Annotated in this window: 13 protein-coding genes; 2 read left to right on the top strand and 11 right to left on the bottom strand. The window is 66.7% G+C overall.

The genetic code is table 11. The annotated features are described in order from the left end of the window. From AB8808_RS03110 to AB8808_RS03080, 7 genes are all read right to left on the bottom strand, one after another. The gene (locus AB8808_RS03110) at nt 1–1,500 is read right to left on the bottom strand and encodes an esterase-like activity of phytase family protein (protein ID WP_369926653.1); all 1,500 of its coding nucleotides are present in this window, start codon (nt 1,498–1,500) and stop codon (nt 1–3) included. Beyond that, nucleotides 1,500–3,812 (bottom strand): TonB-dependent receptor, encoded by a 2,313-nt coding sequence (locus AB8808_RS03105; protein WP_369931322.1) that lies wholly within the window; start codon nt 3,810–3,812, stop codon nt 1,500–1,502. Before AB8808_RS03105 ends, AB8808_RS03110 begins: the two co-directional genes overlap by 1 nt. Nucleotides 3,813–3,973: 161 nt before the next feature. Continuing rightward, a complete protein-coding gene (locus tag AB8808_RS03100; protein WP_369926651.1) occupies nt 3,974–5,257 on the bottom strand; it encodes a sensor histidine kinase in 1,284 nt (427 codons plus the stop codon). Continuing rightward, the gene (locus AB8808_RS03095) at nt 5,241–5,927 is read right to left on the bottom strand and encodes a response regulator transcription factor (RefSeq protein ID WP_036110317.1); all 687 of its coding nucleotides are present in this window, start codon (nt 5,925–5,927) and stop codon (nt 5,241–5,243) included. Before AB8808_RS03095 ends, AB8808_RS03100 begins: the two co-directional genes overlap by 17 nt. Nucleotides 5,928–6,123: 196 nt before the next feature. Then, a complete protein-coding gene (gene rimK / locus AB8808_RS03090) occupies nt 6,124–7,059 on the bottom strand; it encodes a 30S ribosomal protein S6--L-glutamate ligase (protein WP_369926649.1) in 936 nt (311 codons plus the stop codon). Beyond that, nucleotides 7,056–7,505: an ATP-dependent zinc protease family protein gene (locus AB8808_RS03085; protein WP_369926647.1), complete on the bottom strand. Its 450-nt coding sequence runs from the start codon at nt 7,503–7,505 to the stop codon at nt 7,056–7,058. The genes rimK and AB8808_RS03085 overlap by 4 nt, the downstream gene beginning before the upstream one ends. A gap of 190 nt (nt 7,506–7,695) precedes the next feature. After that, entirely contained in the window at nt 7,696–9,003 is a 1,308-nt protein-coding gene (locus tag AB8808_RS03080; RefSeq protein WP_369926645.1) for an MFS transporter, read from the bottom strand. 133 nt (nt 9,004–9,136) lie between these two features. Between AB8808_RS03080 and AB8808_RS03075 the strand changes: the two genes are divergently transcribed. Then, nucleotides 9,137–11,005, top strand: a complete 1,869-nt coding sequence (locus AB8808_RS03075; protein WP_369926643.1) for a DUF1302 domain-containing protein — start codon at nt 9,137–9,139, stop codon at nt 11,003–11,005. 18 nt (nt 11,006–11,023) lie between these two features. Here AB8808_RS03075 and AB8808_RS03070 read toward each other — a convergent pair whose 3' ends face one another. After that, nucleotides 11,024–12,229, bottom strand: a complete 1,206-nt coding sequence (locus AB8808_RS03070) for a sensor histidine kinase (protein WP_369926641.1) — start codon at nt 12,227–12,229, stop codon at nt 11,024–11,026. 156 nt (nt 12,230–12,385) lie between these two features. Here AB8808_RS03070 and AB8808_RS03065 point away from each other — a divergent pair, with 156 nt between their 5' ends. Next, complete coding sequence (locus tag AB8808_RS03065; protein WP_369926639.1) at nt 12,386–13,513, top strand: Gfo/Idh/MocA family protein; 1,128 nt, start codon at nt 12,386–12,388, stop codon at nt 13,511–13,513. A gap of 7 nt (nt 13,514–13,520) precedes the next feature. Here the strand turns inward: AB8808_RS03065 and AB8808_RS03060 are convergent, their stop codons facing one another. From AB8808_RS03060 to AB8808_RS03050, 3 genes are all read right to left on the bottom strand, one after another. After that, the gene (locus AB8808_RS03060) at nt 13,521–14,297 is read right to left on the bottom strand and encodes an HAD-IIA family hydrolase (RefSeq protein WP_369926637.1); all 777 of its coding nucleotides are present in this window, start codon (nt 14,295–14,297) and stop codon (nt 13,521–13,523) included. Between the two features lie 67 nt (nt 14,298–14,364). Continuing rightward, nucleotides 14,365–15,570, bottom strand: coding sequence for a Na+/H+ antiporter NhaA (nhaA, locus tag AB8808_RS03055; protein WP_369926635.1), 1,206 nt, complete (start codon nt 15,568–15,570; stop codon nt 14,365–14,367). Nucleotides 15,571–15,679: 109 nt separating this feature from the next. Continuing rightward, nucleotides 15,680–16,135, bottom strand: coding sequence for a hemerythrin domain-containing protein (locus AB8808_RS03050; RefSeq protein WP_369926633.1), 456 nt, complete (start codon nt 16,133–16,135; stop codon nt 15,680–15,682). Nucleotides 16,136–16,193: the final 58 nt, after the last annotated feature.

The following is a 16,193-nucleotide window of genomic DNA, read 5'->3' as shown; positions in this document are numbered from 1 at the left end:
TTATCGGTGGGGGGAAGCAACGGAGGAACGCATGCCCGGCAAGCTCAGCCGGTACACGAGTATGCGGTTGTCGTTGTCGATGTCCGAATCGCAGCGCTGGCCGTCCATGACGCAATGCCGTGCGATGAAGTCGTTATCGTTGCCGACCAGCAAAAACCAGTCGTCGGGATGCGCTGGATCGAGCGTGGGCACCAGGTCCATCGCCTCCCATTTCTCCGACAGTTGTGCCTTGCCCGCCTCATCCGCTTGTACGCCGAGGCCGAAACGGGCCAGGTTGGCCGGATCCAGCAGGTTCACGAACGGCAGGGTGGTGGCCGTATGGATGTCCGCACGCAATACGCCGCGTGCATCGATGACGGGCGTGCTGCCGGTTTCGTACGACGTACCCGCGAGGTTGGTGGCGCCGTCGGTATCCACCAGCAGGACGCTCTTGAAGACGATGGGCCGCTTGCCCTCGGCGCCGTAGCCGCTACCGTCGCGAGCCAGCATGAGGAAGCGATGGTCGTCGAGGGCGCGGATCTCGCTCTGCGCCGCGGTGCGGTTCGGGCTGCCGCCGTCACCCCGATCGGTGTAGGACGGCAGGCGCACCACGTAGTGCGCGATGGGCGTCGTCGGCGCCGCGGTTCGGCTCGTGTCGTAGACGACGACGCGCGCCAGCGTGCGGCCGGACGCGTCGCCGGGCGCGCTGTCCTGCACCAGCGCGCTTTGCAACACCACGAACAGGCGCGTGCCGTCGGGCGACAGCGCCATGCCTTCCACGCCCTGGTTGTTGCGCCGGCCGGTCGCTGGCGGACGCAGCGACGTGAAGTCCGGGCGGCCCGTGGCATCCCGCGGGCGCACCGCGACCGGCGGCGCCACGATGCCGGTGAGCCGTCCACGCGGGTCGAAGCGATACACGTTGGCCGCGTATTCGTCGCCGACGTAGAAACCGCCATCGGGCGTGAACTGCAACGACTCGGCGTCGAGCGAGACCTTGCCGGCACCCGTTCCCTTCGCCGGCGACGGCAACACGACGCCATGCTCGCTGCGAATACCCTGCCCCGGCTCGGCGCCGGTGAAGGGCCGGCCGTCGAAGTCGCGCAGTTCCCGTCCGCCGTCCGGCAGCAACGTCAGCTGCGGCGTGTCGCCCAGGCGCAGGGTGAGCCTGAAGCGATGCAGGCGCCCACGGTAATCGAAGAAAAGCTGGTGCTCGGGATCGTTGCGCCCGCGATCCGGCAAGGTCCACAACACGCCGGTGTACGTATCGCCCTCACGTTTCCAGGTGCCGGGCTGGATCGCCAGCGACGAAAACGAGCCCAGCGTGTCGCCGAGGAAATCCACCGTGCCCGCCGGCAGCGAGCCCGCGGCCACCAGGCCGCGATCGACATAGGTGATGCCACCCATTCCGACGCTGCGCGGAAGTGGCGTCGTTGCCAGATCAGGCACACGCAACTCGAGGGTCTGTGCCGGCAGGCTACCCAGCGCAAGGCTGGCAACCAGTCCCGCGATCACCCGACGCATCAGAATCGTACGTCCAGCGTGGCGAACAGCTGGCGCGGCGCCGATGCGTGGAAGACATAGGCGGTGCCGTTCGGGTCGCTCGGCACGAAGGCACTCGAGTCCAGGTTGCTGGCGTAACGCTTGTTCGTGAGGTTGGTCACGTTGAGCGTCAGGCGCACGTCCCTGGCCACGGAGAACGCACCGAAGTCGTAACCCGCCGACATATCCCAGGTGGTGAAGCCGCCGAAGCCCTGGTCGTTGGTGTACGTATAGAAGCGCTCACCGGTGTACTTGCCGCGCAACGAGGCGAACCAGGGGCCCTGGTTCCAGTCGAGTTGCGTGGCCAGCAGCCGCCCCGGCGTGTCCGTCTGCGTCTTGCCGCGGGTGTGCTGCACCACGCCGGCCTGCGTGTAGTCACCGGCATAGGTGGAGCGGTTGTACGACGCGGAGTTGTACCAGCGCAGGTGATCGGTCGGCTGCCACACGAAGGTGGCTTCCACGCCACGGCTGTTCACGCCGCCCACGTTGTAGAAGCGGTTGCCGCAATTGGCGCCGACCGGCTGGCGCGAATCGCACGGGTTGTATTGCAGCAGGCGATTGTCGAAGCGCACATCGTAGGCGGCCAGCGATGCGGCAAAGCCGTCGCGCTCCAGACGGTAGCCGGCCTCGAGGCTGCGCGACTTCTCCGGCTTCAGGTCGCCCTGGCTGTTCCAGATCGACTGACTGACCGCCTGCGGACCGAGCTTGAAACCACCCTGGAACATGGCGATGTTCTTGGCGAAGCTGGCGAACACTTCCTGGCCCTCCGCCAGCTTGTAGCGCGCACCGAACTGCGGAAGCAAGGCCTTGCTCGCGCTCAGCTTGCCGGTGGCGAACTGGTTGTTGGACGTCGGGCTGATCGGTGTCCTGGCCACGCCCGGCAGCGCTTGCGCGTCGGAGGTGACATGCGGACTCTTCACGCCCACGTCGACGGTCAGCGCATCGTCGAGGAAACGCATGGTGTCCTGCAGGAAGGCCTGCCGCGTGTTCCACACCGTGCGCTGGTCGAACACGCCCAGGTTGGGCTGGGTGTCGATCCTTCCGCTGAGGTCGCGCGGGCTGGTGACATAGCTGCTGTAGCGCGAGGCGCTGGAAATGTTGTGCTCGTACCAGACGCCGCCTTCGAGATGATGGTTGGCGAAGTCCCACGCGGCCGAGAGGATCGCACCCGAGCGGTTGATCGTGTAGAGCGTGTTGCGGAAAATGATCGGCAACTGCTGCGGCGTACCCGGATACGAGTAGGTACCGCTGTTCCAGTTGTGGCCTTCGCCGGCGTCCTCGTGATGGTAGACCTGGGCGTGCAGGGTCACCGTGTCGCTGGGAAAGAAATCGCCCGCGAGGTAGTACAGGTTGTCGTCACGCAGGATCTGCCCCGCGGTGAAGGCACCGTCCGCATCCGTGTCCGCGCCGCTGCGGTCGCAGCGCCGCGCATTCAGGGTGCCGGCATTGCAGTACGCCTTGCCGATGGCTCGCTGCCAGTTGGGGGCGTAGCCACCCCAGTCGTAACCCAGCCCGCGCGCCAGCTCGCTCTTGGACAGGTAGAAATAATCCGCCTGCGAGGTACGCGAGGTGTCGGCGAAGGCGGTGAAACGCGCCCAGTCGAAGTCCCACACCGCCTTGCCGTTGAACTGCTTGGTGGTGGAACCGTTGTATACGCTCTGGTGGTTCCACAGGTCCGACGTGGTGCGCGCGCCCGACAGGTACATCGAGAAACCGTCGTGCTCGCCGGTGTCGAAGCGCGCAAAGGTGCGACGGTTGGCGTCGCTGCCGAAGGTCTGGGCCACGCGGCCACCCATCGTCTTCGCCGGATCGTTGGAGCTGTAGGCGATCGTGCCGCCCAGGTTACTCGTGGAAGGCGTACCGAGGTTGCCGATGCCTTCGGAAAGCTCCGCACCGGCGAAGTTTTCGGAGATCAGCGCGCGGTTGATCGACAGGCCGTTGTAGTTGTTGTACGCGCTGTCACCCAGAGGCATCCCGTCGAGGGTGTATCCCAGGCGCGTACCACTGAAGCCGCGCAGGCTCAGCGTCATGGATTGCTCGTTGGTACCCAGCGCATCGGCGGACTGCGCATTGACGCCCGGCAAGGTGTTGAGCACTTTCTGCAGGCTGGTGCCCGGCGGCAGCGCCTTCTGATCGGTGGTCCGCAGGCGCTGCACCTGGCGCGTCTCGCCGCTACCGATGACGGACACCGTGTCCAGGTCCTGGGCCTTCTCGCGTCCGGCGGTGCCACCGGTGGTCGCGGGCGGCGGGGTGGTGTCGTTATCCGTAGCGTACGCGGCGGAGGCGAGGGCCATGCCCAGGGCAACGGCCAAAGCGGAATACTTGAACAAGGGGCGTCCTTACATGCTCGGGCGCCGTGGCATGTTCCTCCCCTGAGGACCGCACTTCTCGCGCCGTTGAGCCCCGGATGGTGCGACAGTAAAATGAAAGCTTGGTGACAGTGACTGTTGCTAGATCAGCGGAAATCGATGGTCGAGATCGCGCCGGCCATGTCGGGACGCGGCCGCAGCGACACGTCCCAGTCATACAGTTCGCACAGGCGACGCACGATCGCCAGGCCCAGGCCGGCACCACCGCCCGTGGCGCTTTCGCCGCGGATGCCGCGCTGGAACAGCTTTTCGGCGTCCTCCGGCTTGATGCCGGGGCCGGTATCGATCACGTCGACGCGGCCGTCGAGCACGCGCACGGTGACCTTGCCCTCCATCGTGTACTTGATCGCATTGCCGATCAGGTTGGTCAGCGCCACCGACAGCACGGAGGCCGGCGCATTGACCGTCACGCTGCCGTCCGCGATCAGCTCGATCTCGATGGGCTTCATGCCCATCTGGGGGCGCTGGCTCTCGATGACGTCCGCCGACACCTTGGCCACGTCGGTGGTCTCGCCGCGCGTGGGGCCGCGGCGTTCCGCGCGCGACAGCAGCAGCAATGCCTCGATCAGCTCAGTGGCCTGGCGCGATGCCCGCTCGATGCGCTTGAGCCGCTCGCGCAGCTTGTCGGTAAGGTCGGGCGAGCCCTGCAACAATTCGGTGGTGCTGGCGATGACCGCCAACGGCGTGCGCAGTTCGTGGCTCACATCGGAATTGAATTCGCGATCGCGCTCCACCACGGAGGTCAGCCGCGTGGCGTATTCGTCCAACGCCACGGCCAGTTCACCCACCTCGTCGTCGGCGAAATGCGGGGCCAGTGCCTCGGCCTTGCCCACCCGGCGGAAGTCGCGCAGGCGCCGGGCCAGATCGGTCACCGGGCGCAGCACACGCGACGACAACCACACGCCCAGCACCAGCGAGAACAGCCCGAACAGGAACACCGCCGCGACCACGCTGGTGACCAGCTGGCGCTTGCCTAGCTCGTCGCGGGAGACGTCGAACTGGATGAAGCTGATGATGCCGTCCTCGCGCCGCACGGCCACCTTGTAGTGGCGGGGCTTGCCGTCCTTGCCGTCCTCGTAGACGTCGTGCACGCCCGTCTGCAAGGACTGCCAGTTCAGCGGCGCCTTGTAGAGCGTGCGGTCGCTGAAGGTCGCGCCCTTGATGATGTCGAACGGCGGGCGCTCCGCCGGATTGGCGCGCACCTTGGCATTGATCGAGTCCACCTCGTCCTGCAGCGCCGAGTTGATCAGCTGCTCTTCGACGCGGGTGCGGATGTTGACGGCCGCGTACGCGAACAGCGCGCTCAGGCCGAACCCGAACAGCGTGAACGTGACGATCAGGCGGAAACGGAGCTTACGTCTGGACCGCATCCGGATCGACCATGCGATAGCCAATACCGTGACGCGTATGGATCAACGGTTTTTCGAAGGGTTTGTCGATCGCCGCGCGAAGGCCATGGATGTGCACGCGCAGGGAATCGGAATCGGGGAGTTCCTCACCCCAGACCCGCTGTTCCAGGTCCTGCCGGGTGACCACCGACGGGCTGGCTTCCATGAGCGCCTGCAACAGCTTGAGGCCGATCGGATTGAGCTGGATCGACTTGCCCTCGCGGCTGACCGTGAGGGTATCGAGGTTGTACGTGAGGCCGCCGACCTTGAGCACGCGGCTCTGCGGGCCCTTGCCCCGGCGTGCCAGCACCTCCAGCCGGGCCGCCAGTTCCTGCAGGGCGAACGGCTTGGTCATGTAGTCGTCCGCGCCGGACTCGAAGCCGGTGAGCTTGTGCTCCAGCGAGTCGCGGGCGGTGAGCATCAGCACGGGGGTCTGCTTGTGCGCCTCGTGGCGCAATTTCTTGGCGACGTCCAGGCCGTCCATGCCCGGGAGTGTGAGATCGAGCACGATGACGTCGAAGTCGTGGACCACGGCCAGGTGAAGGCCCGTGACGCCGTCGCCGGCAAAATCGACCACATGGCCGCGATCTTCGAGGTAATCCCCGATGTTCGTCGCGATGTCGGTGTTGTCTTCAATGACCAGGACGCGCATGCGGCACTCCGTTGGGCGGTCGCTCTTGTGAATCTTGAGAGTATTGCGACAGCAAGCTTAACGGGGAACCCGTGAAGCGGACAGCACTAAAAGAGAGGCCCGGGCGGAAGGACCGCCCGGGCCGAAAGAACTACTGCCCCGATACCGTCATTCCGCCCCGCGGAATCACAGTGGCACCTTTATAGGTCAGCGGCGTTTAAATCGCTGTTAACCCCTTGGGCGCCTTGGGCTTGCGTGGCTTCGGCGCGACCGGCCGGGCGGCCAGGCGCTGCTCGCAGTGCGCCACGATGGCGCCGGCCACGTCCACGCCGGTGCTGCGCTCGATGCCTTCCAGGCCCGGCGACGCATTCACTTCCAGCAGCAGCGGACCGCGCGAGGAACGCAGCAGGTCGACGCCCGCCACCTCCAGGCCCAGCGCCGACGCCGCCTCGATCGCCACACGGCGCTCGTCGTCGGACAGCTCCACCTGGGCCGCGCTGCCGCCGCGGTGCAGATTGGCCCGGAACTCGCCCGGCGCGGACGAGCGCTGCATGGACGCGACCACCTCGTTGCCGACCACGAAGCAGCGCAGGTCGCTACCGTTGGCCTCGCGGATGAACTCCTGGACGAGGAAGTTGGCGTACAGCCCGCGGAACGCCTCGATCACGCTCTGCGCGGCCGATTTCTTCTCCGCCAGCACCACGCCGGCACCCTGGGTGCCCTCGTTGAGCTTGATGATGTGCGGCGGGTCGCCGAGCATGGCCAGCAGGTCGTCGGGGTTGTCGGGGTTGTCGCCGAAGGCGGTCAGCGGCATGTCGATGCCACGGGACGCCAGCAGCTGCAGGCAGCGCAGCTTGTCGCGCGCGCGCAGCACCGCATCCGACGGATTGGGTGTGTACACGCCCATCTGTTCCAGCTGGCGCAGCACCGCGGTACCGTAGAACGTGCTGGAGGCACCGATCCGGGGAATGACGCAGTCCACCGGACCCAGCGGCTTGCCCTTGAAATGGATGGCGAACGACCTGGGCGAGATGCTCATGTAGCAACGCAGGGGGTCGATCACGCGTACCGTGTGACGACGCTTGCGCGCCGCCTCGACAAGCCGCTGCGTGGAGTACAGCCGCGCGTTGCGCGACAGGATGGCGAGCTTCATGAAGGGTCCCGGACGACGCGGCGCGGCGTCTGCGAATAGGAAAGCGCGGGATCGACCAGGAAACGTCCGAAGAGCGCCGTCCGGCCGAGCAAAAGGGGAAAAAGCATGTGTCGGCGGTCGGTCAGGTTCACCTCGGCCGTGAAGCGACGACCGGCCAGCTCGATCTCGGTATCGATGAACCAGCGCGTGGTGCGATGGCCGCCCGAGTCGGTGACATTGCGCCGGCCGGTGGCCTTCACCTCGCAGGGGTCGGACAGCCCGCCCTTGCGGGTGGTCCGCGCCTGGAAACGCAACCATGCGCCATCGGCGCGCTCGTCCACCTCCAGCCACTCGACGTGCAGCGACGAGGTGCGCGCGCCCGTATCGAGCTTGGCCTTGAGGACGGTGACGCCGAGCGACGGAAGTGCGAGCCGTTCGCGCCAGCCGAGGGTGATGACATCAGTCATGGGGTCTGGTGCGACGTGTGTGGGGGCGAAAGGGAACGCGGGAAACCGGCGTGGTCGTCACCAGGGACGACGCACGATGAGGAAAGCATGCCCAAGCCCGGACCGCTGCGCAACCAGGATGACAAAGGCCGCGGCGAGCCACGCCGTCACCCGCATGAAATCGACGTGAAGCCCCGTGTCGCGTCGGGCGTCAGGACGATACGGCGTGGCGCTTGTCGACGATCATGTAGACCGAGGCGGCGACGCCGACCAGCGACACCAGCGCAACATAATGCGCCGGACCCATGCCGCCAGCCGAGCCGGCCATGTAGCCCACAACCAGGGGGGTCACTGCGCCGGCAATCGCATATGCCACGTTGTAGGACACGGAAATGCCAGAGAAGCGGATCGCGGCCGGGAAGGCGGCGACCAGCACCGCGGGCACGACACCGGCCACCCCGGCGAAGACTCCGGCCAGGGCGTACAGGGGATACAGGTGTTCCCCACCGGCCTGCAGGTCGAAATACAGCGCGTAGGTGCTGAGCATGAGGCCGACCGACGCGATCAGCATGGCGCGACCGCGACCCAGGCGATCCACCAGCAAGCCACCACCCACACACCCCAGGCAGAGGGTGAAGGCGCCGATGCTGCCGCCGGTGAACGCCCTCGTGGCATTGACGTGGAACGCTGTCTGCATCAGCGTGGGCGTCATCAGGATGACGACCACGATGGCGGCCGTGAGCACCCAGGTAACGGCCATCGACAGCAGTACGCCCGGCAGGTGATCGCGCACCACCACCCACGCAGGAAGTTCTTCGGACAGCTGCCTGCGCTCGCGCATGCGCGCGAACACCGGCGTCTCGCTGAGCCAGCGCCGCAAGTAGACCGCGATGAAACCGAACACCCCGCCCAGGATGAAGGCGATGCGCCAGCCATGGTCCATGAGCGCCTCGGGCGACATGTGCGCGTTGAGGTAGGCGGCCAGCAGCGAGCCCAGCAGGATGCCGAAGGTGAGTCCCGCGGAGAGGCTGGCCACGGCGAGGCCCTTGCGACGCGAAGGCACGTGCTCCGACACGAAAACCCAGGCACCGGGTACTTCGCCGCCGATGGCCACGCCCTGCACCACGCGCAGCAAGGTCAGCAGCACCGGCGCGAACAGGCCGATGCTGGCGTAGGTGGGCAGTACACCGATCAACAGTGTCGGCACCGCCATCAGGAACACGCTGAGGGTGAACATGCGTTTGCGGCCGACGCGATCGCCGAAGTGCGCCATGACGATGCCGCCCAGCGGCCGCGCGAGGTAGGCCACGGCAAACAGGCTGAAGGCCTGCAACTGGGCCAGCCAGTCCGAACCGCCCGGCGGAAAGAACAGGTGGCCGAGGGTCTTCGCGAAGTACACGAAGATCACGAAGTCGTAGAACTCCAGTGCGCCTCCTAGCGCGGAAAGCACCAGCGTTTTTGCATCGCGGCGATCCAGCGGGCGCGCGTCGAGGGTGTCATCGGGAAGGGTTGCACTCATGAGCGATATTCGCCGGATACGAGGGAAACGAGTAAAGCTGCGACGAAAGTCGCAGAAGACGGACGTCCAGACGCCTTGCGCCCAATATAGCTGCCATGTCTAGAATGCCGTCAAGCTTTCCAGGGAACGAACGATGCATCCACGCCGATGGCTACTCGCGGCGGCCCCGCTGACGGCGCTGTTCGCCACCGCCTTGCAAGCCACCGAATTCACGCTCGCCGATGGCCAGGTGCAGGGCACGCTCAAGACACGCATCGTGGCAGGGACCGGCGTGCGCCTGAACGATCCGTCGAAGCACCTGGTCGGCAAGGGCTTCCGATCCGACGGCAAACCCAAGGGTGGTGATGGCGCCGACACGGCCGACGACGGCAACCTCAACTACGGCAAGAACGATGTCTACGCCAGCCTGTTCAAGGTCACCAGCGCACTGGACCTGAAGTACGAGAACATCGGCCTCGCCGCCAGCGCGCGCGTCTGGTCCGACCCCACGCTCGAACACCACGACGTGCCGCAGGGCAGCGGGGCCAGTGCGTTCGCCGCCGATCGGCCACTGGACGACCGCGGCTTGTCGAAGTCCAACCGCTTCTCCGGTTTCATGTGGCTCAACGCGTATGTGTACGGCCATTTCGCGCTGGACGACCAGGCGGCGCTCGACCTGCGGCTGGGCAAGCAGACGGTGAAATGGGGCGAGGGCCTGTTCATGCAGGGCGTGAACCAGGTGAATCCCACCGACTACACCACGCTGCACCGGCCCGGGACGGATCCGGCCACCGAAGCGCAACTGCCGGTCGAGATGCTCTGGGGCAAGCTGACCTTCGATCCACACTGGAGCGTGGAAGCGTTCTACCAGTGGAAGTGGCGACCCGCCGAACTGGACCCCTGCGGCACGTTCTTCTCCGGCACCGACCTGGGCGTGGATCCGGGCTGCGGCGGTATCGAGAGCAACGCCTATTACCCGATCAACGCCTACAGCCCGGGTGCGGGACGATGGCTGAGCGACGGCTACCAGTACGCGGTCGGTGGCGTGCTGCCCCGCGCGGATACGCGCGACGGCAGCGATCACGGCCAGTACGGCGCCACGTTGCGCTACACCTTCGATCGCCCGGCGACCAACCTGGCCGTGTACTACATGCGTTACAACTCGCGCCTGCCGATCCTCGACGCCACGACGATCGATCCCACGCAGCAGAACAACGCCGTCGTGCCGCTGCTACTGGCCGCCGGCGCCCCATTGGCGGACGCCCAGCTGTCCGCACGGCTTTCCTCCATCCACGTCTTGTGGGATTACCCCGACGACATCCGTCTCTGGGGCGTTTCCGCCAGCACGCGCGTGGGTGCCTGGAAGATCGCGGGCGAGGCCAGCTACACGCAAGACCTGCCGGTGCAGATCAACACCGCCGACATGTTCGCCGCGCTGACGCGCAGCGGCGGCCCCATCGGCGCACGCAACACGCGCCTGCCACCGGGTGGCGTGCTTGCCGGCTCCGACCGCCACGACCGCACGCAGTTGCTGCTGAACACCACGCGCGCCTTCACCGGGGTGCTGGGCGCGGCCAGCGGCAGCTTTGCCGCCGAGCTGGCCTACAGCCATACCGACCTGCCCAGCCTGACCGACGTGCGCTACGGGCGTGGCTTCCACTGGGGCTTTTCCAGCGAAGGCTACGGCGGCGCCTGTCCAGCTATCCAGAATCCCTCGGGTTGCCACGACGGCGGCTATTACACGCGGTCCGCCTGGGGCTATCGCCTCAAGACCGCGCTGGCCTATCCCGTGGCACACGGTTGGATGGTGTCGCCCAGCCTGGGCGTGGGCCAGGACGTGCACGGTTATTCGGTGGACGGCCAGCTGGTGGGCGGCCGCAAGCAGGTCACCCTGGGGGTGGGCGCCACCCTGGACACCACCTGGTTCGCCAACCTCACCTACACGAACTATCTCGGGCATCCCACGTACGACACGCTGGCCGACCACGACTTCGCGACGCTGTCGATCGGCGCGAATTTCTGATCCCGACGCAGGGCGGCCTCAGGCTGCCTCGGTGGCCGCGGGGCCGGACACCTGGTCGAGACCCACCCGGAAACAGGTACCGCCACCCTCACGCGGGAGAATCCGCACCTCCGCGCGCAGTGCGTCCGCGCTTTGCCGCACCAGCCACAGGCCCAGGCCCAGGCCTTCGGCTTGCGGGTCGGCCTGCCGGAATGCGGCGAACAGTTCCTCGACCTTGTCGGGCGCGATGCCGCAACCGGTGTCCTCGACCTCGATGATGACCTTGCCGTCGATGGCCCGCGCCGCCATGCGCACCGTGCCGCCGTCGGGGGTGTACTTCACGGCGTTGGACAGCGCGTTGCCCAGCACCGTCTCCAGCAGTAGCCCGTGGGCGAGCACCACCGCCGTGCTGGGCTCGATCGTCAGCGCCACGCGCTTGCGCTGCGCCGCACGGCGCCAGGTGGTGTCCAGCGCGTCGAAGACGTCGCCCAGCATCACCGGGGTCAGCTCCACCGTATCGCCGCCGGCATCCACGCGCGTGGCCGCCAGCAGGCGGTTCAGTTGCTGGTCCATGCCGAGCAGGTCGGCGCTGGCCCCGTCCAGTCGCGGGAGCTGGTCGTCGGGCACCGTGCCGCGTACACGGGAGATCGCGTAAAGCGCCGCGCGCAACGGCGCCTTCAGGTCGTGGCCGGCGGTCGCCACCAGGCGCGCGAGGTGATCGCCACGACGCTCCGAGCGACGCAGCATGCGGCCCAGTTCCAGCTGGGTCATCACTTGCCGGGCCAGCCGGCGCAGCGTGTCGAGCTGGAAGTCGTCGAGCGTGCGCGGCTTCGTGTCCAGGACGCATACCGTGCCCAGCGGCAGGCCGTCCGCGGTCTTGAGCAGCGCCCCGGCGTAGAACCGTAGTCCCGGTTCGCCGGTGACCAGCGGGTTGAAGGCGAACCGGCTATCCCGCGTGGTATCGGGAACGACCAGCAGATCGTGCTCGAGGATCGCATGGGCGCACAGTGAGGTGTCCAGCGGCGTCTCGCGTACGCCCAGCCCGATCTCCGCCTTGAACCACTGCCGCTCCGCATCGATCAGGTTGACCACCGAGATCGGCGCCTGGCACACATAGGACGCGATCCGGACGATGTCCTCGAAAGGGGATTCCTTTTCCGTATCGAGGATGCCGAACGACGACAGCGCCGCCAGGCGACGGGCTTCCGCCGCAGCGGGCAACTTGGGGGCGGGCGCGTGGGACATGGGCTTCTCCGGGACGCGCCATTCTGGCAGGTCGCCGCGTGGAAGCAACGTAGGCTGCCGTTCGGGGCACGTTTTCACGATTTCGTTCGCCTGGCTACCACGTGCCGTGAACACCCGCGATTCCATACTGGTGCATCGATCTTCCAGGAGCATCCGATGTCCGCAACCAACGCCACCCCGACCGACCGTAAGGTCCGCTACGGCTTCGTCGCCCTGGGCGACATCACCCAGGAAGCCATGCTGCCCGGCGTGGACCATACGGGTAACTCCGTCGTCACCGCGCTGGTCAGCAGCGACACGGCGAAGGCGGCCAAGGTGGCCGAGCGGTATGGCATCGACAGCGTCTACAGCTACGACCAGTTCGACGAGCTGCTCGCCTCCGGCAAGATCGACGCGTTGTACATCGCCACGCCCAACTGGCGGCACGCCGAGTTCGTCATTCCCGCGCTCAAGGCGGGTATCCACGTGCTGGTGGAGAAGCCGCTGGAGATCAGCAGCGAGGCCAGCCGCGAGATCCTGGCGACGGCGGCCGCATCCACCGCCAAGCTGATGGTGGCCTACCGGCTCCACTTCGAGCCGTCCACGCTATCGCTGATCGACCGCATCCGTTCGGGTGAACTGGGCCAGGTGCACACCTTCAGCGCGACGTTCGCCCAGATGGTCGATCCGACGAACCATCGTGCGACCAACGGCGCGAAGGCCGGCCCGGTATTCGACATGGCGCCCTACCCCATCAACGCCGCGCGCTACGTGTTCGATGCCGATCCGATCGAGGTGGTGTCGGCGGTGGGGCTGCGGCACCCGGACTCGGGGCTGGGCGACTTCGATCACACTGTGGCGGTGACGCTGCGCTTCCCCGGCCATCGGGTGGCCTTGTTCTCGGTGTCGTACTACGGCCACGCCGTGGACGCGTTCTACGCGGCCGGCACCAAGGGCAGCGTCCACATGCGTCCCTGCTTCACCTACGGCGAGTCGCTGGAGCAGACGGTCAGCGTCGGTGATATGAAGCATACGTTGGCACCGCCGGCCACCGACCAGTTCGGCGGTGAGTTGAAGTACTTCTCCGAATGCGTCCTGGGCAACGAAGACCCGGAGCCGGACGGCCAGGAAGGCCTGATCGACGTGCTGATCGTCGAGGGCATCATGGAGGCCCTGGCCAGCGGCAAGCCGCAGAAACTCGATCTGCCGGCCCGCGAGCGCCGCATCGATACCCAGCGCCAGAAGATGACGCTGCCCAAGGTGGAGGCGCCCGCTCCCGTGGACGCCGCCAAGCCGTCGAAGTAAGCGATCCTCAATCCTCGAGCAGGTCCGCCACCGATTCGAGGATTTCCGCCGGACGGAAGGGATAACGATTCACTTCCGCCCGATCGGCGATGCCACTCAGCACCAGCACCGTGTGCAGGCCGGCCTCGATGCCCGCCACCACGTCGGTGTCCATGCGGTCGCCGATCATGCCCGTGTTGTGCGAGTGCGCGCCCAGCTTATTCATGGCCGAGCGGAACATCATGGGGTTCGGCTTGCCGACGATGTAAGGCAGCCTACCCGTCGCCTTGGTGATGAGCGCCGCCACCGCACCGGTCGCCGGCAGCGGCCCCTCGGCGCTGGGACTGGTCACGTCCGGATTGGTGGCGATGAAGCGAGCACCCGCGCCGATCAGGCGAATGGCCTTGGTGATCGCCTCGAACGAATACGTGCGCGTTTCGCCGAGCACCACGTAGTCGGGTGCCGTATCGGTCATGATGAAACCGGCCTCATGCAATGCCGTGGTCAGGCCCGCTTCGCCGATGACGAACGCGGAGCCGCCCGGCGACTGCGCCTTGAGGAAAGCCGCCGTCGCCAGCGCCGAGGTCCACAGCTGATCTTCCGGCACGTCGATGCCCGAGGTGCGCAACCGCGCGCTGAGGTCGCGCGGCGTGAAGATCGAATTGTTGGTCAGCACCAGGAACGGCTTACCCTGGTCGCGCCATTGCCGGATCAGTTCCGGCGCGCCCGGCAAGGCCTTGTTCTCGTGCACCAGCACGCCGTCCATGTCGGTGAGCCAGCATTCGATGTCTTTGCGATCGGCCACGAAAGGCTCCTTCTAAGGGGTGAACGGTGACCCCGGAGCATACCGCGAGGCACAAGGCAGCACGGCGTCAGCCGTCCACCGCCGCTTCCGTGGAGGCGGGTGCCATGCGCAGCACGATCCAGCCGGCGAGCCCCGCCAGCAGCGAACCGGCGAGGATGCCCAGCTTCACTTCATCCTGGTAGTCGGGATGATCGGGGAACGCCAGCATGCCGATGAACAGGCTCATCGTGAAGCCGATGCCGCACAGCAAGGCGGTGCCGAACAGCTGCATGCGCGACGCGGCCCGCGGCATCCGCGCCCAGCCCAGCCGGATCGCCAGCCATGCCGCACCGAATACGCCCACCAGCTTGCCCAGCAGCAACCCCAGACCGACGCCCAGCGTGGTGGGCGCCAGCCACTGCGCCAGCCCCACGCCCGCGAAGGAAATGCCGGCGTTGGCAAAGCCGAACAAAGGCAGCACGGTGATCGGGACCAGCCGGTGCAAGGCATGCTCCAGGCGCAGCAACGGCGAATGGGTGCAGTCGTCGTCCGAGGGCAGGCGTCCCTGGCGATCGGCCAGGGGAATGCACAGCGCCGTCGCCACGCCGGCCAGCGTCGCGTGCACGCCCGACTTCAACACGAGCACCCACAGCACCGCTCCCACGAGCAGGTAGGGCCACAGGCGGGCGACGCCGAGGCGATTCATCAGCGCCATGACCACGACTGCCAGCACGGCGAGGCCGAGGTAGAGCGTGGACAAACCCGGCGTGTAGAACACCGCGATGATGACCACCGCCCCCAGGTCGTCGATGATCGCCAGGGCGGCGAGGAAGGCTTTCAGCGAGGCCGGCACACGACTACCCAGCAAGGCGGCCACGCCGAGCGCGAAGGCGATGTCGGTGGCCGAGGGAATGGCCCAGCCGCGCATGGATTCGGCATCGCCGCGATTGACCAGGAGGTAGATCGCCGCGGGCACGATCATCCCGCCCAATGCCGCCAGCCCCGGCAGCACACGCAGCGGGTTGGAGGCCAGCTCGCCGTCTATGAACTCGCGCTTGATCTCCAGGCCCACCAGCAGGAAGAACACCGCCATCAGGCCGTCATTGATCCAGTGCAGGGCACTCAGTGGCCCGACCATCGCATGCAACGCCGCAAAATACGCCGGCGCCCAGGGCGAGTTGGCCACCGCCATGGCGAGCGCCGCCGACCCCATCAGCACAAGGCCACCCACGGCCGAGCCCGAAACGAAGTCGACAAGTCGATGCAGCGGTCGCCAGATAAGTGTCTTGAGCAACGGACTCTCCTGTCCCTGAAAGTCCACGATGGTCACATCATGAGCTATACGAGGCAAACCGGCAGCTTGCCGGATCGCCGCGGGCCGGTGCCGGCGGCGATGTCACGGGTCACTCGGCGCGCAGGCGCTTCTCGTGCCCGGCGAAATCCTTACGGTATTTCTTCGCCAGGGAAGTCTTCTGCGTCTCCCTGAGGATCTTGCCGGCCAGCTGGAAGAAGATCTTCTCCTCTTCGCGCAGGTGGTCGTGCAGCTCGTCCGAGAGCTTCGCCAGGTTGGCCGTCCAGCTACGGCCCGCGTGGCTGCGTGTCTGCATCTCTTCGATCAGATCGTCCATCTTGTGGTGATCGGCCAGGGCGTCGCGGGACGAATGCAGCCCCCGATCGTCCATCAGCATGGGCACGTAGAGGTAGCGTTCCTCGGCCGCCTCGTGTGCCGCCAGTTCGATACGCAGGGCGGTGAACAACTCCACGCGGTGGGGGCCCGGCTCCGAGCGCTGCAGCTTGCGCACGAGGGAGCGCTGGGTGGCGTGGCTTTCGCGCAACGCTTCGAAGATGGTTTCGGACATGGCGGACCCTGGCGGCAGCTGAGGAATGAGACCGCGCGATCATCGGCCACACCGTGTG

The organism is Xanthomonas sp. NCPPB 2632 (assembly GCF_041228075.2).
Taxonomy (GTDB): domain Bacteria; phylum Pseudomonadota; class Gammaproteobacteria; order Xanthomonadales; family Rhodanobacteraceae; genus Luteibacter.
Note: the sequence above shows the minus strand (reverse complement) of the source record. Positions and strands in the feature narration are given on the sequence as shown.